The sequence below is a fragment of the Streptomyces sp. NPDC002054 genome (assembly GCF_040296685.1).
Taxonomy (GTDB): domain Bacteria; phylum Actinomycetota; class Actinomycetes; order Streptomycetales; family Streptomycetaceae; genus Streptomyces.
Map to the genome: position 1 here is coordinate 76,064 of NZ_JBEOXT010000027.1, position 19,779 is coordinate 95,842.

A 19,779-nucleotide genomic window follows, 5' to 3' on the forward strand; every position below is an offset into this window, starting at 1 on the left:
TCCTTGCGCGTGTTCCTTACCCGTGTTCGACGACGGTGTCGGCGAGGACCGGCGCGTCGTCCCGTTCGACGGCGGTCACCGACACCAGGACGCGGCCTTCCTCCTGCCACATCCGGATCCGCAGGGTCTCGCCGGGGAACACGATCCCGGCGAAGCGGGTGCGGTAGGCCCGAACCCGGGACACGTCCCCGCCCAGGACGGTGTCGACCACGGCCTTGAGGGTCATGCCGTACGAACACAGGCCGTGCAGGATCGGCCGGTCGAAGCCGGCCAGCTTGGCGAACTCGGGGTCGGCGTGCAGCGGGTTCCAGTCCCCGGAGAGCCGGTAGAGCAGCGCTTGCTCCTCGCGGATCAGCCGCTCCTCGGTCCGGTCGGGCGCCCGCTCGGGCTGCTCGGCCTTGGCGGAGGGCCCGCGTTCGCCGCCGAACCCGCCCTCGCCCCGTACGAAGATCTGCGCGTCGGAGGTCCACAGCGGACCGTCGGCGTCGGCGACCTCGGAGCGGAGCACGATGACGGCCGCCTTGCCCTTGTCGTAGACGGCGGCAACCTTGGAGCTGGAGGTGGCGCTGCCCTTGACGGGGATGGGGCGGTGCAGCTCGATGGAGTGCCCGCCGTGCAGCACCGCCGCGAGGTTGACCTCGATCCCCGGTGCGCCGAGCCCGCCGAGCATGGCCATCCCGGCGCCCGCGACGGTCGCGAAGCTGGGCAGCACATGGAGCTTGGATTCGAGGGTGTAGCGCAGCTCGTCGGGGTCGGTGGCGGGGACACCCGCGCCGAGCCCGAGGTGGTAGAGCTGGATGTCCTTGTGGTCCCACTCGATCTCGCTGCGGCGAGGTTCGGCGGCAAGGGCCTTTGCGGCATCGATCGGCATGAGGATGCTGCTCCTTGTTCCTTTGGAAGACCTCGGCGCGACCGTCCGCACCGTCGGCCGCACCGAGGTCGTATGCGGACCGGAGTCGGCGGACACGTTCTAGAACGCGTTCTATCTGCTCCGGTGAGGGAATGTATAACGCACGCCCCGGTAGTTGTGAAGACTCCTGACGTCATGTCAGATCAGGCAACCGGAGCGGTCCTGACCTACCCTGACGACGTGGACGAAATGCCCCGGGACCACCGTCCTGCCAAGTCCCTCCGGGTCCTGCTGGTCCCGCCCGACCCGGCCCTGGCGATACTGCTCGGCCTGCAGCCGGACATCGAGGTGGTGTCCTCCTCGATCGAGCGTCCGCAGGTGGCCCTGGTCGACTCGGTGCCGACGGTCACCGCCCTGGCGGAGGAGGACCCGGAGTGCCGGGTCCTGCTCACCGCCGGTTCGGCCCACCCGGGCCTGCTGGACGCGGCCCTCGCCGCGGGCGCGGCGGGCCTGGTCCTCCGCGACGGCCCGGTCGAGGACCTGGCGCAGGCCCTCCGGCAGGCCTCGATGGGCGAGACGGTCATCGACCCGGCACTCGAGGTCTGACCGGCCGGAGCCGCCGCCTACCCGCGCCGGAGCATCGTCACCACCGCCGCGCCGCCCAGGCCGATGTTGTGGGCCAGGCCCACCCGCGCGCCCGCCACCTGCCGGGCGCCCGCCGCGCCCCGCAGCTGCCACGCCAGTTCCGCCGCCTGCGCCAGCCCGGTCGCCCCCAGCGGGTGCCCCTTCGAGATCAGTCCGCCCGAGGGGTTGACCACCCACCGGCCGCCGTACGTGGTCGCGCCCGACTCGACCAGCTTCCCCGAGGCGCCCTCCTCGCACATGCCCAGCGCCTCGTACGTCAGCAGCTCGTTGACCGAGAAGCAGTCGTGCAGCTCGATGACGTCCACGTCCTCAATGCCGAGCCCCGACTGCTCGTACACGGCCTGCGCCGCGGCGGCCGTCATCGGTTTGCCGACCACGTCGATGCACGAGCCGGAGGAGAAGGAGTCGGGGGTGTCCGTGGTCATCGCCTGTCCGACGATCTCCACCGCCTTGTCGTGCAGCCCGTGCTCGACGACGAACCGCTCCGACACCACCAGCGCCGCCGCCGCGCCGTCCGAGGTCGGCGAGCACTGGAGTTTCGTCAGCGGCCGGTGGATCTCCTTCGCCGCCAGGATCTCCTCCACCGTGTACACGTCCTGGAACTGGGCGTTCGGGTTGTTCGCCGAGTGCCGGTGGTTCTTCGCCCCGACCGCCGCCAGCTGCGCGGCCGTCGTCCCGTACCGGTCCATGTGCTCGCGCGCCGCGTTCCCGAAGATCTGCGCGGTCGGCGGGGACATCTCGAAGCCGTGCCCGGCCGCCATGATCCCGTAGTGCCGGGCGACCGGTGAGGTTTTGAAGTCGCCGCCGTCGGCGCCTCCGCCGAGCGCCCCGCGCTTCATCTTCTCGAAGCCCAGCGCCAGCACGCAGTCGCTGATCCCGCCCGCCACGAACTGCCGCGCCATCATCAGCGCCGTCGACCCGGTCGCACAGTTGTTGTTGACGTTGTAGACCGGCACCCCGGTCAGCCCCAGCTCGTACGCCGCCCGCTGCCCGGCCGTCGACGCCTGGAAGCAGTAGCCGACCGGGACCTGTTCCACCCGGTCGTAGGTCACTCCCGCGTCGGCGAGCGCCGCCTCACCGGCCTCCTTCGCCATGTCCCAGTACTGCCAGTCCCGCGACTCCGGCTTCTCGAACTTCGTCATGCCGACGCCCACGATGTACGACTTCATGCGAGGACTCCTAGTCCCTTAGTCCCTTAGTCCCTTAGTCCCTTAGTCCCTGGGGAGGCCGAGGATCCGCTCGGCGACGACGTTCAGCTGCACTTGCGTGGTGCCCCCGGCGATGGTGAGGCAGCGCGACATCAGCACCCCGTGCACCGCCCGCTCCCCCACCCCCTCCCGCACCGCGCCCGCCGGCCCCAGCAGTTCCAGCGCGAGCTCGGCGGTCCGCTGCTGGTGCGGGGTCTGGACGAGTTTCCGTACGGAAGCCCCGGCGCCCGGCTCCAGCCCCGACACCTGCTGCAAGGTGGTCCGCAGCCCGATGCAGGCCAGCGCGTGCGCTTCGGCCGCCAGCGCCCCGATGCGGGCCCGCTGCGCCCCGTCCAGGTCGGCAGACCGCGCGATCAACGCCTCCAGGCCGGTGTCGAAGGTCATCTGGCCGGCCATGTGGACCCGCTCGTTGCCGAGGGTGTTGCGAGCCACCTTCCAGCCCCCGGCCGGCTCCCCGACCAGGGCGTCCGCCGGGAGCCGCACCTCGTCGAAGTACACCTCGTTGAAGAGGGCCTCGCCGGTGAGCTCCTTCAGCGGGCGGAGGTCGATCCCGGCGGACCGCTTCATGTCGACCACGAAATAGCCGAGGCCCTGGTGCTTGGGGGCCGCCGGATCGGTCCGGGCGAGCAGGATGCCGAAGTCGGCGGTGTGCGCGGAACTCGTCCACACCTTCTGCCCGTTGACCAGCCAGCCGCCGTCCGGCTGCCGTTCGGCCTTGGTCCGCAGCGAGGCCAGGTCGGAGCCGGCGCCCGGCTCGGAGAACAGCTGGCACCAGGTGAGGTCACCGCGCAGGGTCGGCAGCAGGTATCTCTCCTGCTGCTCGGCGGTCCCGTGGGCGAGCAGCGAGGGCACCACCCAGGTGGCGATGCCCAGCTCGGCGATCTTCACCCCGGCCGCCGCCAGTTCCTCCTGGACGACGAGCTGCTCGACGGGCCCGGCCCCGAGCCCGTACGGCGGCGGGAGGTGGGGGGCGGCGTAGCCGGTGGGGGCGAGGACCCGGCGGGCGGCGGCCGGGTCCAGCCCGCGGGCGTCCCCGATGGCCTCGCGGGCGGCGGCCCGGTACGCCTCCGCCTCCTCGGGCAGCTCCAGCCGCAGCTCCCGCCGCACGCCCCCCGCGGCCAGCCGCACCGCCCGCGTCCGGTGCCCGTCCCCGGCGCCGAGCAGCTGCCGGGCGACCAGGGCCCGCCGCAGGTGGATGTGTGCGTCGTGCTCCCAGGTGAAGCCGATGCCGCCGAGGATCTGTACGCAGTCCTTGGCGCAGGACCAGGCGGCGTCGAGCGCGGTCCCGGCGGCCAGCGCCGCGACCATGCCCCGCACCTCGGGGGCGCCGTCGGCGGCGGCCCGTACGGCGTCCCAGGCCAGGGCGCGGGCCTGCTCGACGCGCACCAGCATGTCCGCGCACAGGTGCTTGACTCCCTGGAACTGCCCGATGGGCCGGCCGAACTGCTCGCGCACCTTCGCGTACTCGGCGGCGGTGTGCAGCGCCCATGCCGCGGTGCCGCACGCGTCGGCGGCGAACAGGGCGCAGGCGAGGTCCCGTACGAGCGCGGCGTCGAGCTCCAGCAACCGCCCGGCCGGGACGACCGTCCCACGGGCCCGCACCTCGGCGGTGGGCCGGGTGGGGTCGGCGCTGTCATGCGTACGGATGTCCAGCGCGGCGGCGTCCACCGCGAACCAGAGCGTGCCGTGCGCGGCCTCGGCGGCCAGGACCACCAGGTCCGCCTCGCCGGCGCCGAGCACGGGCGGCGCCGTCCCGTCGAGCAGGTGCCCGCCGCCCTCGACGGCGACGGCGGTCAGGCTGCCGGGGCCGAGTGCCACGGCCCCGATCCGGGACCCGTCGGCCAGCGCCCCGGCAAGCTCACCGGCCTCCGCCCCGGCCCCGGCCCGGTCCAGCAATACGGAGGCCAGCGCGCTCGGCAGGTACGGCCCCGGCAGGGTGCCCCGGGCGGCCTCCTCCACCACCACGGCGAGGTCGAGCAGGGTGCCGCCCTCCAGGTGCGGGGCGAGCAGGCCCTGCGCGGCCATCGCATCCCACCAGGCAGGCCGCACTCCCGCCCGGGGCGGGCTGTCGAGCAGCTTGCGAACCTCCTCGGGTGGCACGACCCGCGCCACCCAACCGCGCACCGCCTCGGCCAACTCCCGCTGTTCCGCAGTGATTCCGATGCCCATGCGCGGCAGGGTAGAACACGTTCCATTCTGACGGAAGGTCAGATTGGAACGTGTTCTTACAGGCCGCCTCCGCTAGGCGCCGGCGCTATGCCGACAGGGCCCCGACGAACGCGGCGAAAGCCTCCGGGCTCACGGTGAAGGCGGGGCCGTCGGGGTTCTTGGAGTCCCGGACGGCAACGAGACAGGGCTGGGCGGCGACTTCGACGCAGTCGCCGCCGGTGTCGGAGCTGTAGGTGGACTTGCGCCAGGCGGTGGCACCGAGCGGGGCGCACTCGACGCACTCGCCGCCGGTGTCGGAGCTGTACGAGGACTTACGCCACTGCGCGCCCGTCAGGTACTGGTTGGTGTCCATAACGTTCCTCCATTACGCGGGCGATCCGCGCCGCCGAGTCCTCCACGGAGAGCGCGGCAGCCTGGAGGTGATCGTAACGGAGCGAACCTTCCCTGAGAGCCTGAGGATTGGCCGTCATATGGCCCTGGACAAAGTCCTCGGTATAGACAAGGTCCGGGTCGTCGTCGAACCGCAGGAGGGTGAACGAGCCGGGCAGCCCGGCATGGGCGCCCGCCTCAAAGGGCAGGATCTGCACCTGCACCCACTCCCGCTCCTTCAGGGCCAGCAAATGGGCGAGTTGGTTCCGCATGACCTCCCGGCCGCCGATCTGCTGGTACAGCACGGCCTCGCTCATCACCACCCACATCAGTGGCGGGTTCTCGCGGTCCAGGAGGCGCTGCCGATCCATTCGCGCGGCCACCCTCGCATCGAGGTCGCCCCCCTTCCGTACGCCCAGCACGGCCCGCGCGTACTCCTCCGTCTGCAACAGCCCATAGACCAGCTGCGGCTGGAAGGTGGAGATGTACGCCGCCTTGGCTTCCATCTCGGCATACGCCTGGAACCAGGCCGGCAGTTGGCTCCGGAGCACCAACCCCACCAGCCGCGAAAACACCCCGCGGGTCTCCAGCGCGACGTCCACCCGTTCCGAGAAGTCCCGGGTCGGCACCTTTCTCGCCGTCTCGATCTGCCCGATCAGCGAGCCCGTACAAAAAACGATGTCCCCGAGCTGCGACTGCTTCAGCCCCGCCTCTTCTCTCAGCTGCCGCAGCTCGGATCCGTAGTAGTCCAGCGGCGATGCGCTGGGATCGAGGTCTCGGACACGGACCATGGGACGGTCACCCCCAAGCTCACGCTGTGCGTTCGGCGTTCGTTTCGCTCTGTAGCCGAGCGTAATCAGCCGGATGCGCTCCGGTGGCGTGAATCACACAATCGGTCACGGTCGGACAGAAGCGGTCGGCAGCCGCTCCGCGCGTATGCGGCGATAATGCTCTGCCGAACTGATCTTGCGGTGACGGGGGCCTGGCAGGTGCGGGAAGTGATCGAAGACCGGTACGCGCTGGCCGAGTTGCTCGGCCGGGGCGGCTTCGGCGAGGTGTGGCGGGCCGAGGACAGCCGGGTGGGCCGCCAGGTCGCCGTGAAGATCGGATATCCGCAGACGCCGGAGGACACCCGCCGCTTCGAGCGGGAGGCCAGCCTCGCCGGGAACCTCGCGCACCCCAACATCGCCACCATCCACGACTTCGGTCGCACCGAACGCGAGGGGCGCGACGCCGTCTACCTCGTCATGGAGCTGCTCCGGGGCCGCAGCCTGGCCGACGTGCTGGAAGCCGGCGTACCGCCGCTCGCGGACGCACTGGAGTGGGCCGGGCGCATCGCGGACGCGCTGGGGGCGGCCCACGCCGCCGGGATCGTCCACCGGGACGTCAAGCCGGCCAATGTGATGGTCACCGACGGCGGGCTGACGAAGGTGCTCGACTTCGGCATAGCCAAGGCCGGGGGCGGCACCGGCGCCGCCACCACCACGACGGGGCTGACGGCCACCGGCATGATCATCGGCTCCTTCCCGTACATGGCTCCCGAGCGGTGGACCGGCGGGGCGAACGGCGTGCCCGTCGACGGGCGGGCCGACCTGTACGCCCTGGGCTGCGTACTGATGGAGCTGCTGACCGGCACCCGTCCCTTCGCCGCGCGCGAGATGCACGAGCTGCTCGCCCAGCACCTCACGACCGAGCCGCCCGCGCCGAGTTCGCTGCGGGCGGGGCTGCCGGCCCCACTGGACTCCCTCGTACGGGAGCTGCTCGCGAAGGACCCGGCGGACCGGCCCGCGGACGCGGCCGAGGTGTCCCGGCGGCTGGCGGAGATCGCCCGGAGCGAGGCCCCCGCACCCGCACCCGTACCGGCACCGGCGGTGTCCTTCCCGCCCCCGCCGTCCTACGCCCCCACCGTGCACACCACGGCCGCCGATCCGGTCCGCGCGATGCTGGAGCGCAGGCTGACACAGCTGCTGGAGGACGAACCGGCCGACGTGGTGGAGCGGCTGCGCATGCTGACCGACGACCTGACCGAGGAGCTCGGCGCGCAGGACGCCCTGACGGTGCGGGCCGCCTACCACCGCGTGATGCGGGTCCCGGGGCCGTCCAGGACGATCGATCTGGAACGCCTGCTGCCGCGCATGGTGCGGGTGCTGGGTCTGGAGCACCCGGACACGATCACCGGGCGCGCCGCCTGGGTCGGCGAGGCGGCGGCCTTCGGGCCCGGGGACGGCCGCCGTCACGAGCAGGAGCTGCGCGAGATCGTCGAGCAGGCGACGCGGGTGTTCGGCACGCACGCCCTGGTCACGCTGACCGCCCGCTACCACCTCGCGTCGGCCATGCACCGGGGCGCCCACGCCCGCGACAACCAGTGGGACGCGCGCGGCCGGGAGCGCGCGCTGAGCGAACGCGCCTGGCTGGGGCCGCTGCTGCCCGACCTGGAGTGGGCCCTGACCGCCGACAGTCCCCTCCTGCTGGACGTACGGCGGAGGCTGGCCCACGACGCCTGGCTGGTCGGTGACGTCGCCGGCGCCGCGCTCCTGTACTGGCGGCTCTTCCCCGACCTCGCCGAACTCGCCGAGTACGGCGATCCGGAAGTGGCCCACCGGGTGCTCCGCACCATCGGTGAGGCGGGCGATCCGGCGAGCGCCCTGGCGCACATGAACCTGCTGCTGCACCGGCTCCCCTTCCTCTCCGGCATGCAGGGGCTGGCCCAGGAGGTCTCCGACACCCGGGCGGACTTCCGGCGTGCCGTACGGGAACAGCGGCGGGCCGAGGGGACGGGCGGGGCGGGCGGCCTGTCGCGGCTGTTCGGCCGCTGACCGGGCGGCGGCGTACGAGCGCACCCCCGGCCGTGGCGTCCTACCAGCGGGTAAGGCACCATGGGCCGCCACACACGATCACCGCCGGAGGAACCATGGCCACCCCCAAGCCGGACACCCTCGCCGCATTCGAGGCCGCCAAGGGGTTCATGCCCGTACGCGAAGGGCTCGCCCTGTACGAGGCGGCCGTCGAGGCCGGACGGCTGGGCCTGCCGCTGCTGGAGGTCGGCACGTACTGCGGGCGCTCCACGATCCTGCTGGCCGACGCGGCCCGGGAGGCGGGCGTGCCCGCCATCACCGTGGACCACCACCGGGGCAGCGAGGAGCAGCAGCCGGGCTGGGAGTACCACGACCCGACGGTGGTCGACCCCGAGATCGGGCTGATGGACACCCTGCCGACCTTCCGGCGCACCCTGCACAAGGCGGGCCTGGAGGAGCACGTGATCGCGATCGTCGGCCGGTCCCCGCAGGTCGCCGCGGCCTGGGGCGGGCCGCTGGGCTTCGTGTTCATCGACGGCGGGCACACGGACGAGCACGCCACGGGCGACTACGAGGGCTGGGCCCCGCACCTGGCCGAGGGTGGCGTCCTGGTCATCCACGACGTGTTCCCGGACCCGGCCGACGGCGGCCAGGCCCCGTACCGCATCTACCTCCGCGCGCTGGCCTCCGGCGCCTTCGAGGAGATCTCCGTCACCGACTCCCTCCGCGTCCTGCGCCGCACCCGCCCGGGCATCTAGCTCCGTACTTCGCGGGTGACCGAATCGGCTGGTCCACCCTCACCTCCGAGCAGGCCGATGCCGCCGAGGTGCTGCGGCGCCACAAGGGCCAGCAGGGCACGGGCTGCCTGGCCCTGCTCGTGTTCTGCCTGATCGAGCGCCAGGTCCGCCGGGCCCTCGGGGGCGACCAGAAGATGCCCGGGCTGTATCCCGGCAACCAGACAGTCCGCCCCACCGGCCGCATGATCCTCTACCACCTCTCCGGCCTGCGACTGCGGGTCGGTCATGCCACCGACCCGCCCACCATCGTCATCAGCCGCGGCGTCCAGCTCCAACGTGCTGACGCTCTGGCGGTCCGGGGAGGTGCCGGCCGTCGGGCGGGACCTCTGCGCACGCACACCCGCCGTCCTGATTGGCACTTCTTGGCGGGACCTGCCGGTTCAAGTGCTCCGTCTGAATTCCGAGGCGGTCTGGAAGGCGTTGCAGATAGGGTGATCGGATGTTCGAAGTTCGTCGCGCCGGCCCGTACGACGGGGACGTCCTCGGTGAGATCCACGCCGCAGCCTGGGAGGCGGCTTACGCCCCCTTCTTCGCTCCGGAGTTCGCCGCACGTGCGATCCAGAGCAGGCGGACGCGATGGCACGAAAGAATCGCGCAGGGCGCGGCGACGATCCTGCTGGCCGAAGTCGATAGCCGCCCTCTGGCACTGTCCGCCTTCAGCCCGTCCTCGACCCGGCCGGGTCTCGCCGAGATCCACACCTTCTACAGCCACCCCGACAGCTGGGGTAGTGGCGTCGCCGCCATATTGATGACCGAGACGCTGCGCCGCGTGCGCAACGACGGGTACGTCCAGGTACACCTGTGGACACTGCGTGACACCCCACAATCCCGTCGCTTCTACACCAAGTGCGGCTTCACCGAGCGCGGCACCGCACGCACCTTCGACTTTGGCGATGGGAACCCCCTTGACCAGGTCGAATACGAGCGAGCGACTCACGAGGGACTTTCACCATCTCCCGCCCGCTGAAGCGCTCCTTACCTTGTTGGCGGGTTGATTCCGGTCCTTCGTACGATCGGGAGACCCAGGGGCCTGGGTGTGGCTTTAGAGCGCTCATGCCGTGGTTGTGGCTTTGACTGATTGGCCGCCCAGTGCCCCGCGACGACACGGCCACTCATTGGGATGAGCGAACAGAGATCGCTTTGTAAGGACACGTCGGCGTGGTCGTCTGCAGGGACCAGTCAACCGGACGACGAGGGAGGCTCGGGTGCCCGAGCTCTGGGCAGGGACAGATGCCGGCAAGGCCGCGCATCACTGCACGGTGATCGACACGGACGGGACGAAGGTGCTCTCGCGCCGGGTTCCCAACAACGAGCCCGAGCTCCTGGAGCTGATAGGTGATGTCCTCGCACTGGCCGAGGACAGCCCGGTGACCTGGGCTGTCGACCTGAATGCCGGCGGCGGCGCTCTGCTTATCGCTCTCCTGACCGCCCATGGTCAGCGCCTGCTCTACATTCCCGGCCGAACCGTTCACCATGCCTCCCGTGGCTACCGCGGGGACGGCAAGACGGACGCGAAGGACGCCTATGTCATCGCCGATCAGGCACGGATGCGTCGGGACCTGCAACCTCTGCAGGAGTGGGACGAGATCGCGGTGGACCTGAAGATCTTGACCGCCCGCCGCTACGACTTGGCCGCCGACCGCACCCGCGCCATCAATCGGATGCGGGCCCAGCTGCTGGAGTACTTCCCCGCTCTGGAACGGGCCTTCGACTACGCCGCTTCCAAGGCCTCCCTCGTCCTGCTGACCGGCTATCAGACCCCAGCCGGCCTGCGCCGGGTCGGCCCGAGCAGGCTCGCCACCTGGCTGAAGAACCGCAAAGTCCGTGGTGCCCAGGCTATGGCCGAGGCTGCCGTCGCCGCGGCACAGGCCCAGCACACCGCCGTGGCCGGGGAGAGTACGGCCGCCGCCGTGGTGAACACCCTGGCCCGGTCTGTCCTGGCTCTGGACGGGGAGATGGCTGACATCGATGCTCGGATCGCGGCTCGTTTTCGAGAGCACCGGGACGCGGAAGTGGTCCTCAGCATGCCTGGCATGGGCCCGTTGCTGGGGGCGGAGTTCATTGCCTGCACCGGCGGTGACATGGACGCCTTCGGCAGCTCGGGCCGACTCGCCGGAGTCGCCGGTCTCGCACCGGTCCCACGGGACTCCGGTCGCATCAGCGGCAACATGCGCCGACCACACCGCTACCACCGCCGACTCCTGCGCGTCTTCTACCTCTCCGCCCAGATCGCCGCCCGGTTCTGCCGCACCTCGAAGACCTTCTACGACCGCAAGAGAGGCGAAGGCAAGAGCCACAAGCAGGCGATCCTCGCCCTCGCACGCCGCCGCCTCGACGTTCTGTGGGCACTCATCCGCGACCAACGTCAATGGACAGCCCAGCCACCTCAACCGGAACCAGCCGCCGCATGACGATCACGTGCCTGTCAGCGGGCGCGGAACGTACACCCGTCGGACTCGTTCCTGAGCGACTGCCGTAGGTTCCCGGCCATGGACACGAACACACAGCCCGATGTGATTGAGCTGATCCGGCTGGCCGACTCCAGCCAGAGCGTCACCGTTCGTTTGCGTTCGACCGAGCCGACCCTCGAAAGCCTGGGCGTCCGGTACTACGACGCGGAGGTCGTCGTGACCAGCGGCTTCGTGAATGGAACGGTCTACCTCGGGTTCGACTCCGAGGACCTCACAGACTGGGGCCGGCTTCTGGACGCCATCGAGGAGGACGAGCAGGAGGCCGACCTCGACGAGCCGTTTACTGCGGACTGGCCCCAATCAGGCCGCACGGCCTACCTCCGATTCATTGCCGAAGACCCCTACGTGGTCGAAGTCCATGACGGAACCAGCACCCAGATCGTCGTCTCAGTACCGCTCGACATGGGCGAAGAGTGGATAGCCGAATCCAGGGAACGTCTGGCGGCGGCCCGAGCCGCTCTCGGCATCAGCACAGAGGATCACCACGGTGCGCGCTCCTGACCGCGAGCTCACCCTCCCGCACCACACTCCGACTGCTTGACAACGACGATTGGGAATCAGTCATAGCTGACTTCTGCCGCAAGCACCCCCGACGACCACCCGCCCCGGGGTCGGCTGGTCGCCTCGCGGATCCAGCGCAGCTCCCCTCGGCGTGACGCACGTCACGTCGAGGGGCTGTTGGTGGAGAAGCGGCGGCCGTGTCACTATTCCTGCACGCCAACCCTGCCCAAATGCCGTTCAGGCACTGCGGGTTGAGCATCGAACCGCCGATCCGTACGGGTACGGCCGCGCCCTAATCGGTGCATCACCGAGGCCGGCCCCTTTTCCCGTTTTCCCGCATCGGTATCCATCGCCGCTTACGACGTCGCGCTGTGTTGCGTTGCGTTGCGTTCTCGCATCGCTCATGCCTGTACGTCGAGATCGACAAACGGAGGAACCATGCCCGAATCCGTTGAGTTGACGGACCTTTACTCGGCCATCGAGGGAACCGCCCAGGTGATGGGCGTAGCGTGTTCACGTGCCCAGGTCTGGCCCGTCCTGACCGCGTACCAGCACGTGATGGCCCCGGCCGTGATTTCTTTCCGGGCGCAGACCGGCCCGCGCGGCATCGGAGATCTCGACTGCCGCTGGACGATGCTTCCCAAGGACCTCGATCCGTACGCCGTCGCTCTGTCCGCCGGCCTCACCACGGAGACGGACCACCCCGTCGGCACCCTGCCGGGGGAGATCCACCGGCAGTTTCCCGTCAACGGCTACGGCTTCGACTTCGGAGTCGCCGGCGGTTTCAAGAAGACCTGGTCCTTCTTCGACGCGGCTGCCCCGCACTCGGTGGCGGCGCTCGGCGACCTTCCGTCGATGCCGCGCAGCGTGTCCGAGAACCTCGAGTTCTTCGCGCGGCACGGCCTGGCGGACCTGGTGAACACGGTCGGGATCGACTACGCGAAGCGAACGGTGAACCTGTACTTCGCCCGGCCGTCGGCGGAAGCCTTCGCACCCGAGGGCATCCAGGCGATTCTCCGCGACGCCGGCATGTCTGCGGCAAGCGAGGAGCTGCTGCACTTCTCCGAGCAGGCGTTCGGTGTCTACACCACCATGAGCTGGGACAGCTCGAAGGTCGAGCGGGTCACTTTCGCCGCCAGGACCGTGGATCCGCTGGGGCTGCCGGTGGACATGGACCCGAGCCTCCAGCGGCTGGTGAAAGAGGCTCCCTACGACACCACGGGCCGGCAGTTCGTCTACGGCATCTCGGCCACTCCCAAGGGCGAGGCTCACAAGATCCAGTCGTACTACCAGTGGCACGACCGGGTGGTGTCGATGCTGGAGCCTGTCGACGCCTGACAGGCTGCCGGCCGCCGGCCGCTGGCCGCCGACCGTCGCACGAAACCAAGGGCTTGCAGGGAGCACGACGATTCCCTGCAAGCCCTTTTGCGTACTCCGAAGAAGACAATAAAGACAATGGGGGCTGAGTGCGTTGACTCTACCGACCTCAGCGGAGGGGACATCCCGAAGCTGCCGGGCTCGCTCGGCCGGAACCGGCCGCGCTCATGCCAAGGCCATCGTGCTGGGCGAACACGCGGTCGTGTACGGAGCCCCGGCGCTCGCCCTTCCGGTTCCGCAACTGGCCGTCACGGCAAGCGCCGGGTGGTCCACCCAAACACCGGGCGACACGGGTGATGTGACCCTCACGATGACCGGTTCCTCGGCACGGCCGAAGGAGACGCAGGCCTCCGACGGCCTGCGCCGGCTGACTGCCGAGTTCCGGTCGACCATGGGTCTGACCGAACGGCTGCACCTCGACCTGGTCATCGACTGTGCGATCCCGGCCGGCCGAGGGCTCGGTTCCAGCGCGGCGTGTGCGCGCGCGGTCGTCCTCGCGCTGGCCGATCTCTTCGGCCGCGAGGTATCGCCGAGAACGGCGTTCGATCTGGTGCAGACGGCCGAGAACGTGGCGCACGGCCGGGCCAGCGGCGTCGACGCCCTGACCGTCGGTGCCGCCGCCCCGCTGCTGTTCCAGGCGGGCGAGGGCCGGGAACTGCCCATCGGCTGTGACGGCTTGTTCATCATCGCGGACAGCGGCGAGGTGGGCAGGACCAAGGACGCGGTCGAGCTGCTGCGTGCCGGGTTCCAGCGGCATCCCGGGGCGCAGGAGAGGTTCGTGCGCCGGGCGTCGGAACTCACCGACGAGGCCAGGCAAGCCCTCGCCCACGGCGAGCCGGCGCAGCTCGGCGCGCGGCTCACGGCGTACCACGAACTGCTCCGCACGGCCGGCCTCAGTACCGACCGGATCGACGCGCTGGTCGAGGCCGCGCTCGCGGCAGGCAGCCTCGGAGCCAAGATCACCGGTGGGGGCATGGGCGGCTGCGTGATCGCACTGACCCGGCCGGAGCACGCGAGGGAGGTCACCCGGCGCCTGAGGGAAGCCGGCGCCGTGCAGACCTGGGACGTACCACTGAGGGGGCACGCCGACCATGCGCTCTGAATACCGGACCATTGCCGTCCGACATCGGGAACCGGGCACCGAGGGGTGCGCCACCGCCGTGGCGCACCCGAACATCGCACTGATCAAGTACTGGGGCAAGCGCGACGAGCGGCTCGTGCTTCCGCGGACCGACAGCCTGTCGCTGACCCTGGACATCTTCCCGACGACCACCCGCGTCCGGCTCGCTCCCAAGGCACTGCACGACGAGGTGACGCTCGGCGGCGTGCCCGCGGAGGGCGAGGCGCGGCGCCGGGTCGTCGCCTTCCTGGAACTGGTGCGGGAGCGGGCCGGACTTCCCCAACGGGCCGTCGTGGAAACCGAGAACACCGTTCCCACCGGGGCGGGCCTGGCATCCTCGGCCAGCGGGTTCGCGGCTCTCGCCGTCGCGGCAGCCGCCGCGTACGGGCTGGACCTCGATCCCGCCTCGCTGTCCCGCCTGGCCCGGCGCGGTTCCGGGTCGGCGTCGCGGTCGATCTTCGGCGGCTTCGTGGTCTGGCACGCCGGCCGGGACACCGACCCGGACCCGGACCTCGGTTCCTATGCCAAGCCGGTGCCCGCGGGAGACCTCGACCCGGCGCTGGTCGTCGCGGTGGTCGACGCGGGGCCCAAGACCGTCTCCAGCCGTGAGGCCATGCGGCGGACCGTCGAGACCTCGCCGCTGTACCAGCCGTGGGCCGCCTCCAGCGAGGACGACCTCGCCGAGATGCAGCGGGCGCTGCTGCGGGCCGACCTCGACGCGGTCGGGGAGATCGCGGAACGCAACGCGCTCGGCATGCACGCGACGATGCTGGCGGCGCGCCCGGCGGTGCGGTACCTGTCACCGGCCACGCTCACCGTGCTCGACAGCGTGCTGCAGCTCAGGCGGGACGGCGTGGCGGCGTACGCGACCATGGACGCCGGGCCGAACGTCAAGGTGCTCTGCCGTCGTGCGGACGCGCACCGGGTGGCCGGGGCCGTGCACGCAGCCGCCCCGGGGGGCTCGGTGCACATCGCCGGGCCGGGCGAGGGCGCCCACCTCCTCGACGGGTCCCCATGACCTCCCGCCCGGAAACCGTCGTCCGGCGTGCGCCGGGCAAGTTGTTCATCGCGGGCGAGTACGCGGTGGTGGAGCCCGGCAACCCGGCACTTCTGGTCGCGGTCGACCGGCACGTCACCGCCACCGTGTCCCCCGTCGAAGCCGGCGTCGTGATCTCCTCCGACCTCGCCGCGCGGCCGGTGCGCATGCGCTGGCAGGACGGCGGATTCGGCGGGCTCGGCGGGCTCGGCGGAGACAGTGCAGCCGACGAACAGCGCGCCCGCGCCGGCCTGCCACACGTGGTGTCGGCCGTCGAGGTGGTGGGCCGGCTGCTGGCCGAACGCGGGCGGCCCGCACCCGCGCTCGAGGTCTCGATCAGCAGCCGTCTGCACGACAACGGCACCAAGTTCGGCCTGGGTTCCAGTGGCGCGGTGACCGTGGCGACCGTCGCGGCCGTGGCGTCCTTCTGCGGCCTGCGGCTGTCGCCCGACAGCCTGTTCCGCCTGGCGATGCTCGCGACGGCCGGCATCGATGCCAAGGCCTCCGGCGGTGATCTCGCCGCCAGCACCTGGGGCGGCTGGATCGCCTATCAGGCACCCGACCGGGCCGCCGTGCTCGACCTGGCCCGGCGCCGGGGCGTCGAGGAGGCACTGCGCGCCCCCTGGCCGGGTTTCGGCGTACGCCGGCTGCCCCCGCCCCACGGCCTCTCCCTGGAGGTCGGCTGGACCGGAACGCCCGCCTCCACCGCATCCCTGGTGTCCGGCCTGAACCGGCGGACCTGGCGGGGCACCGCGTCCCACCAGAGGTTCACGGAGACCACCACCGACTGTGTGCGCGCCTCGGTCTCCGCACTCGAGCGAGGCGACCGCGAAGAACTGCTGCGCCAGATCCGGCGCGCCCGGCGCGAGCTGGCCCGGCTGGACGACGAGGTCGGACTGGGCATCTTCACGCCCGAGCTGACGGCACTGTGCGACGCCGCCGAAGCCCTCGGCGGCGCAGCCAAGCCCTCGGGCGCGGGGGGCGGCGACTGCGGCATCGCCCTGCTGGACGCCGAAGCGGCGCAGGACATCTCTCACTTACGGCAACGGTGGGCCACGGCCGGGGTGCGACCCCTGCTGATCCGTCCCGCCATGGAAGGGAACGAGGAATGATCTCTCAACGCAAGGACGACCACGTCCGGCTCGCTGTCGAACAGCAGCACGGCCACGTGGGACGCAACCAGTTCGACGAGGTGTCGTTCGTCCACCACGCCCTGGCCGGCATCGACCGTCCGGACGTGTCACTGGCCACGACCTTCGCCGGTATCGCCTGGCAGGTTCCGCTGTACATCAACGCGATGACCGGCGGCAGCACCAAGACCGGTGAGATCAACCGGGACCTGGCCATCGCCGCTCAGGAGACCGGCGTGCCCATCGCGTCCGGCTCCATGAGCGCGTACTTCAAGGATCCGTCGTGCGCCGACACGTTCCGTGTGATCCGTGAGAAGAACCCGGACGGTTTCGTCCTGGCGAACATCAACGCGACGGCCTCGGTCGAGAAGGCGCAGCGGGCCGTCGACCTGCTCCAGGCCAATGCCCTGCAGATTCACATCAACACGGCGCAGGAGACCGTGATGCCGGAGGGTGACCGGTCCTTCTCGGCCTGGGTTCCGCAGATCGAGCGGATCGCGGCGGCGGTCGACGTACCCGTGATCGTCAAGGAGGTCGGTTTCGGCCTCAGCCGGGAGTCCGTCCTGATGCTGGCGAACCTGGGCGTGCAGGTGGCAGACCTCGGCGGCCGGGGCGGCACGGACTTCGCCCGTATCGAGAACGGCAGGCGGGCACTCGGCGACTACGCGTTCCTCGAGGGCTGGGGCCAGTCCACCGCCGCCTGCCTCCTGGACGCGCAGGGCGCCGGCCTGCCCGTGCTCGCCTCCGGCGGCGTCCGCAATCCGCTCGACGTGGCCCGCGCGCTGGCGCTCGGCGCGTCCGGCGTCGGAGTGTCCGGCGGGTTCCTCCGCACCCTGATGGACGACGGTGTGCCGGCGCTGATCGCGCAGATCTCGACCTGGCTCGACCAGCTGACCGCGCTGATGACCATGCTCGGCGCGCGTACCCCGGCCGAGCTGACGCACTGCGACCTGCTGATCCACGGCTCCCTCCGAGACTTCTGTACCGACCGGGGCATCGAGACGGGGCAGTACGCCCGGCGCTCCGGGGGCTTCAACACCCTCACCCGGATGACGGGAAGCACCCGATGACCGAGGCACACGCAATCGCCGGGGTCCCGATGAAGTGGGTGGGACCCCTGCGGATCTCGGGGAACGTCGCCGACCTCGAGACCGAGGTGCCGCTCGCCACCTACGAGTCGCCGCTGTGGCCCTCGGTGGGCCGTGGGGCGAAGGTCTCCATGCTCGTGGAGCAGGGCATCGTCGCCACCCTCGTGGACGAACGGATGACCCGTTCGGTGCTTGTGGAGGCGACGGACGCGCAGACCGCCTACATGGCCGCACGGTCCATCGACGCCCGGCTGGGCGAGCTGCAGGAGGTGGTCCGCGGCTGCAGCAGGTTCGCCGAGCTGATCGGCATCCGGCACGAGATCAACGCCAACCTGCTGTTCGTCCGGTTCGAGTTCACCACCGGCGATGCCTCCGGGCACAACATGGCGACGCTGGCGTCCGATGCACTGCTGCAGCATCTGCTGCGGACCATCCCGGGAATCTCCTACGGATCGATCTCGGGCAACTACTGCACGGACAAGAAGGCGACCGCGATCAACGGCATCCTCGGCCGCGGCAAGAACGTGGTCACGGAACTTCTGGTGCCGCGTGACGTGGTGGAGGGCGTGCTGCACACGACGGCCGCCCGGATCGCCCGGCTGAACCTGCGCAAGAACATGCTCGGCACTCTGCTCGCCGGTGGCATCCGCTCGGCCAACGCCCACTTCGCGAACATGCTGCTCGGGTTCTATCTGGCGACGGGCCAGGACGCGGCCAACATCGTCGAAGGATCGCAGGGCGTCGTCATGACCGAGGACCGCGACGGCGACCTCTACTTCGCCTGCACGCTGCCCAACCTGATCGTGGGCACGGTGGGCAACGGCAAGGGGCTCCCGTTCGTGGAGACCAATCTGGCCCGGCTCGGCTGCAGGGCCGAGCGCGCCCCCGGCGAGAACGCGCGCAGGCTCGCCGTGATCGCGGCGGCGACCGTGCTGTGCGGTGAACTCTCCCTTCTCGCGGCACAGACGAACCCGGGCGAACTCATGCGCGCGCACGTCCAGCTGGAACGCGGCAGCACGACGGAAAAGGTGGGTGTTCAGGCATGACCGGCGACACCGCGACAGGCATTCACGATCTGTCCTTCGCAACGACCGAGTTCTTTCTGCCGCACACGGCGCTCGCTTGGTACACCGGCACCGACATCGGCAAGTACCACGTGGGCATCGGCCAGCAGTCGATGAGCGTGCCCGCCGCCGACGAGGACATCGTGACCATGGGCGCTGCCGCCGCCGCGCCCCTCGTCGCCCGGCACGGCACGGATCGCATCCGGACGGTCGTGTTCGCGACGGAGTCCTCGATCGACCAGGCCAAGTCGGCCGGCGTGTACGTCCATTCGCTCCTCGGGCTGCCGTCGGCCACCCGGGTCGTCGAGCTGAAGCAGGCCTGCTACGGGGCGACGGCGGCCCTGCAGTTCGCCATCGGCCTCGTCCAGCGCGACCCCGCCCAGCAGGTCCTCGTGATCGCGAGCGACGTCTCCAAGTACGACCTGGACAGCCCGGGCGAGGCCACCCAGGGAGCGGCGGCGGTGGCCATGCTGGTCGGCGCGGACCCCGCGCTGGTGCGCATCGAGGGACCCTCGGGCCTGTTCACCGCCGACGTCATGGACTTCTGGCGTCCGAACTACCGGGACACCGCCCTGGTCGACGGGCAGGAGTCCATCACCGCCTACCTTCAGGCGGTGGAGGGCACCTGGAAGGACTACGTGGAGCAGGGCGGGCGCTCCCTCAACGAGTTCAGCGCCTTCTGCTACCACCAGCCGTTCACGAAGATGGCCTACAAGGCGCACCGCCACCTGCTGAACTTCTGCGGCTACGTCACCGACGAGGCACAGATCGCGCGGGCCATCGGGCTGACCACGGCCTACAACAGGGTGGTCGGCAACAGCTACACCGCGTCGGTGTACCTCGCCCTCGCCGCGTTGCTCGACCAGGCGGACGATCTGACCGGCCGGTCTATCGGCTTTCTCAGCTACGGGTCCGGCAGTGTTGCCGAGTTCTTCGCCGGGACCGTCGTACCCGGTTACCGGGAGCACCTGCGGACCGAGGCGCACCGCGCGGCGATCGACCGGCGCCGGCCGGTGGACCACGCCGGCTACCGCGCACTGCACGAGCGGACGTTCCCGGCCGACGGAGGCGAGCACCCCACCCCCGCGCAGACCACCGGTCCCTTCCGGATGGCCGGGCTCCGCGATCACAAGCGCGTCTACGAACGGCGTTGAAGCGC

19 protein-coding genes are annotated in these 19,779 nt (G+C 70.7%); 13 read left to right on the top strand and 6 right to left on the bottom strand.

The window, feature by feature from the left end; translation table 11 throughout:
• Positions 1–16: 16 nt before the first annotated feature.
• Entirely contained in the window at positions 17–871 is an 855-nt protein-coding gene (gene chsH3, locus ABT123_RS24050; RefSeq protein WP_351318124.1) for an enoyl-CoA hydratase ChsH3, read from the bottom strand.
• Between the two features lie 228 nt (positions 872–1,099).
• Here chsH3 and ABT123_RS24055 point away from each other — a divergent pair, with 228 nt between their 5' ends.
• Positions 1,100–1,456 (top strand): response regulator, encoded by a 357-nt coding sequence (locus ABT123_RS24055; RefSeq protein WP_351318220.1) that lies wholly within the window; start codon positions 1,100–1,102, stop codon positions 1,454–1,456.
• A 17-nt stretch (positions 1,457–1,473) separates the two neighbouring features.
• Here the strand turns inward: ABT123_RS24055 and ABT123_RS24060 are convergent, their stop codons facing one another.
• The 4 genes from ABT123_RS24060 to ABT123_RS24075 all read right to left on the bottom strand — a co-directional run bounded on the left by ABT123_RS24060 (position 1,474) and on the right by ABT123_RS24075 (position 6,032).
• A complete protein-coding gene (locus ABT123_RS24060) occupies positions 1,474–2,664 on the bottom strand; it encodes a lipid-transfer protein (protein WP_351318126.1) in 1,191 nt (396 codons plus the stop codon).
• Positions 2,665–2,706: 42 nt separating this feature from the next.
• Positions 2,707–4,872, bottom strand: coding sequence for an acyl-CoA dehydrogenase family protein (locus tag ABT123_RS24065; RefSeq protein ID WP_351318128.1), 2,166 nt, complete (start codon positions 4,870–4,872; stop codon positions 2,707–2,709).
• A gap of 85 nt (positions 4,873–4,957) precedes the next feature.
• Positions 4,958–5,224: a DUF397 domain-containing protein gene (locus tag ABT123_RS24070; protein ID WP_351318130.1), complete on the bottom strand. Its 267-nt coding sequence runs from the start codon at positions 5,222–5,224 to the stop codon at positions 4,958–4,960.
• Positions 5,184–6,032, bottom strand: coding sequence for a helix-turn-helix domain-containing protein (locus tag ABT123_RS24075; RefSeq protein WP_351318132.1), 849 nt, complete (start codon positions 6,030–6,032; stop codon positions 5,184–5,186). Before ABT123_RS24075 ends, ABT123_RS24070 begins: the two co-directional genes overlap by 41 nt.
• Positions 6,033–6,239: 207 nt before the next feature.
• Between ABT123_RS24075 and ABT123_RS24080 the strand changes: the two genes are divergently transcribed.
• Together ABT123_RS24080 and ABT123_RS24085 are read left to right on the top strand one after the other, a co-directional pair.
• Positions 6,240–8,057 carry a serine/threonine-protein kinase gene (locus tag ABT123_RS24080; RefSeq protein ID WP_351318134.1) on the top strand — a complete coding sequence of 606 codons (1,818 nt, stop codon included), beginning with the start codon at positions 6,240–6,242 and terminating at the stop codon, positions 8,055–8,057.
• A 95-nt stretch (positions 8,058–8,152) separates the two neighbouring features.
• Entirely contained in the window at positions 8,153–8,794 is a 642-nt protein-coding gene (locus tag ABT123_RS24085) for a class I SAM-dependent methyltransferase (RefSeq protein WP_351318136.1), read from the top strand.
• Here ABT123_RS24085 and ABT123_RS24090 read toward each other — a convergent pair.
• A complete protein-coding gene (locus ABT123_RS24090; protein WP_351318138.1) occupies positions 8,791–9,171 on the bottom strand; it encodes a hypothetical protein in 381 nt (126 codons plus the stop codon). The genes ABT123_RS24085 and ABT123_RS24090 overlap by 4 nt on opposite strands.
• A gap of 101 nt (positions 9,172–9,272) precedes the next feature.
• Here ABT123_RS24090 and ABT123_RS24095 point away from each other — a divergent pair, with 101 nt between their 5' ends.
• From ABT123_RS24095 to ABT123_RS24140, 10 genes are all read left to right on the top strand, one after another.
• On the top strand, positions 9,273–9,800 hold the full coding sequence (locus ABT123_RS24095; RefSeq protein WP_351318140.1) for a GNAT family N-acetyltransferase: 528 nt from the start codon (positions 9,273–9,275) through the stop codon (positions 9,798–9,800).
• A 238-nt stretch (positions 9,801–10,038) separates the two neighbouring features.
• Entirely contained in the window at positions 10,039–11,244 is a 1,206-nt protein-coding gene (locus tag ABT123_RS24100) for an IS110 family RNA-guided transposase (RefSeq protein WP_351318142.1), read from the top strand.
• Positions 11,245–11,322: 78 nt separating this feature from the next.
• Positions 11,323–11,805, top strand: a complete 483-nt coding sequence (locus tag ABT123_RS24105) for a DUF5959 family protein (RefSeq protein WP_351318144.1) — start codon at positions 11,323–11,325, stop codon at positions 11,803–11,805.
• 438 nt (positions 11,806–12,243) lie between these two features.
• Positions 12,244–13,143 carry an aromatic prenyltransferase gene (locus ABT123_RS24110; protein ID WP_351318146.1) on the top strand — a complete coding sequence of 300 codons (900 nt, stop codon included), beginning with the start codon at positions 12,244–12,246 and terminating at the stop codon, positions 13,141–13,143.
• Between the two features lie 133 nt (positions 13,144–13,276).
• Positions 13,277–14,284, top strand: a complete 1,008-nt coding sequence (gene mvk / locus ABT123_RS24115) for a mevalonate kinase (protein ID WP_351318148.1) — start codon at positions 13,277–13,279, stop codon at positions 14,282–14,284.
• Positions 14,274–15,320: a diphosphomevalonate decarboxylase gene (mvaD, locus tag ABT123_RS24120; RefSeq protein ID WP_351318150.1), complete on the top strand. Its 1,047-nt coding sequence runs from the start codon at positions 14,274–14,276 to the stop codon at positions 15,318–15,320. The genes mvk and mvaD overlap by 11 nt, the downstream gene beginning before the upstream one ends.
• Positions 15,317–16,450, top strand: a complete 1,134-nt coding sequence (locus tag ABT123_RS24125; RefSeq protein WP_351318152.1) for a phosphomevalonate kinase — start codon at positions 15,317–15,319, stop codon at positions 16,448–16,450. Before mvaD ends, ABT123_RS24125 begins: the two co-directional genes overlap by 4 nt.
• Positions 16,447–17,538: a type 2 isopentenyl-diphosphate Delta-isomerase gene (fni, locus tag ABT123_RS24130; RefSeq protein WP_351318154.1), complete on the top strand. Its 1,092-nt coding sequence runs from the start codon at positions 16,447–16,449 to the stop codon at positions 17,536–17,538. The genes ABT123_RS24125 and fni overlap by 4 nt, the downstream gene beginning before the upstream one ends.
• Positions 17,535–18,602, top strand: a complete 1,068-nt coding sequence (locus ABT123_RS24135) for a hydroxymethylglutaryl-coenzyme A reductase family protein (protein WP_351318156.1) — start codon at positions 17,535–17,537, stop codon at positions 18,600–18,602. The genes fni and ABT123_RS24135 overlap by 4 nt, the downstream gene beginning before the upstream one ends.
• Positions 18,599–19,774 carry a hydroxymethylglutaryl-CoA synthase gene (locus ABT123_RS24140; protein ID WP_351318158.1) on the top strand — a complete coding sequence of 392 codons (1,176 nt, stop codon included), beginning with the start codon at positions 18,599–18,601 and terminating at the stop codon, positions 19,772–19,774. Before ABT123_RS24135 ends, ABT123_RS24140 begins: the two co-directional genes overlap by 4 nt.
• The last annotated feature ends 5 nt before the right edge of the window (positions 19,775–19,779 follow it).

Excerpts from the sequence above, each read along its gene's own strand:
- chsH3 (WP_351318124.1), bottom strand. The coding sequence starts at position 871 with ATGCCGATCGATGCCGCAAAGGCCCTTGCCGCCGAACCTCGCCGCAGC.
- ABT123_RS24055 (WP_351318220.1), top strand. The coding sequence starts at position 1,100 with ATGCCCCGGGACCACCGTCCTGCCAAGTCCCTCCGGGTCCTGCTGGTC.
- ABT123_RS24060 (WP_351318126.1), bottom strand. The coding sequence starts at position 2,664 with ATGAAGTCGTACATCGTGGGCGTCGGCATGACGAAGTTCGAGAAGCCG.
- ABT123_RS24065 (WP_351318128.1), bottom strand. The coding sequence starts at position 4,872 with ATGGGCATCGGAATCACTGCGGAACAGCGGGAGTTGGCCGAGGCGGTG.
- ABT123_RS24070 (WP_351318130.1), bottom strand. The coding sequence starts at position 5,224 with ATGGACACCAACCAGTACCTGACGGGCGCGCAGTGGCGTAAGTCCTCG.
- ABT123_RS24075 (WP_351318132.1), bottom strand. The coding sequence starts at position 6,032 with ATGGTCCGTGTCCGAGACCTCGATCCCAGCGCATCGCCGCTGGACTAC.
- ABT123_RS24085 (WP_351318136.1), top strand. The coding sequence starts at position 8,153 with ATGGCCACCCCCAAGCCGGACACCCTCGCCGCATTCGAGGCCGCCAAG.
- ABT123_RS24095 (WP_351318140.1), top strand. The coding sequence starts at position 9,273 with ATGTTCGAAGTTCGTCGCGCCGGCCCGTACGACGGGGACGTCCTCGGT.
- ABT123_RS24105 (WP_351318144.1), top strand. The coding sequence starts at position 11,323 with ATGGACACGAACACACAGCCCGATGTGATTGAGCTGATCCGGCTGGCC.
- ABT123_RS24110 (WP_351318146.1), top strand. The coding sequence starts at position 12,244 with ATGCCCGAATCCGTTGAGTTGACGGACCTTTACTCGGCCATCGAGGGA.
- mvaD (WP_351318150.1), top strand. The coding sequence starts at position 14,274 with ATGCGCTCTGAATACCGGACCATTGCCGTCCGACATCGGGAACCGGGC.
- ABT123_RS24125 (WP_351318152.1), top strand. The coding sequence starts at position 15,317 with ATGACCTCCCGCCCGGAAACCGTCGTCCGGCGTGCGCCGGGCAAGTTG.
- fni (WP_351318154.1), top strand. The coding sequence starts at position 16,447 with ATGATCTCTCAACGCAAGGACGACCACGTCCGGCTCGCTGTCGAACAG.
- ABT123_RS24135 (WP_351318156.1), top strand. The coding sequence starts at position 17,535 with ATGACCGAGGCACACGCAATCGCCGGGGTCCCGATGAAGTGGGTGGGA.
- ABT123_RS24140 (WP_351318158.1), top strand. The coding sequence starts at position 18,599 with ATGACCGGCGACACCGCGACAGGCATTCACGATCTGTCCTTCGCAACG.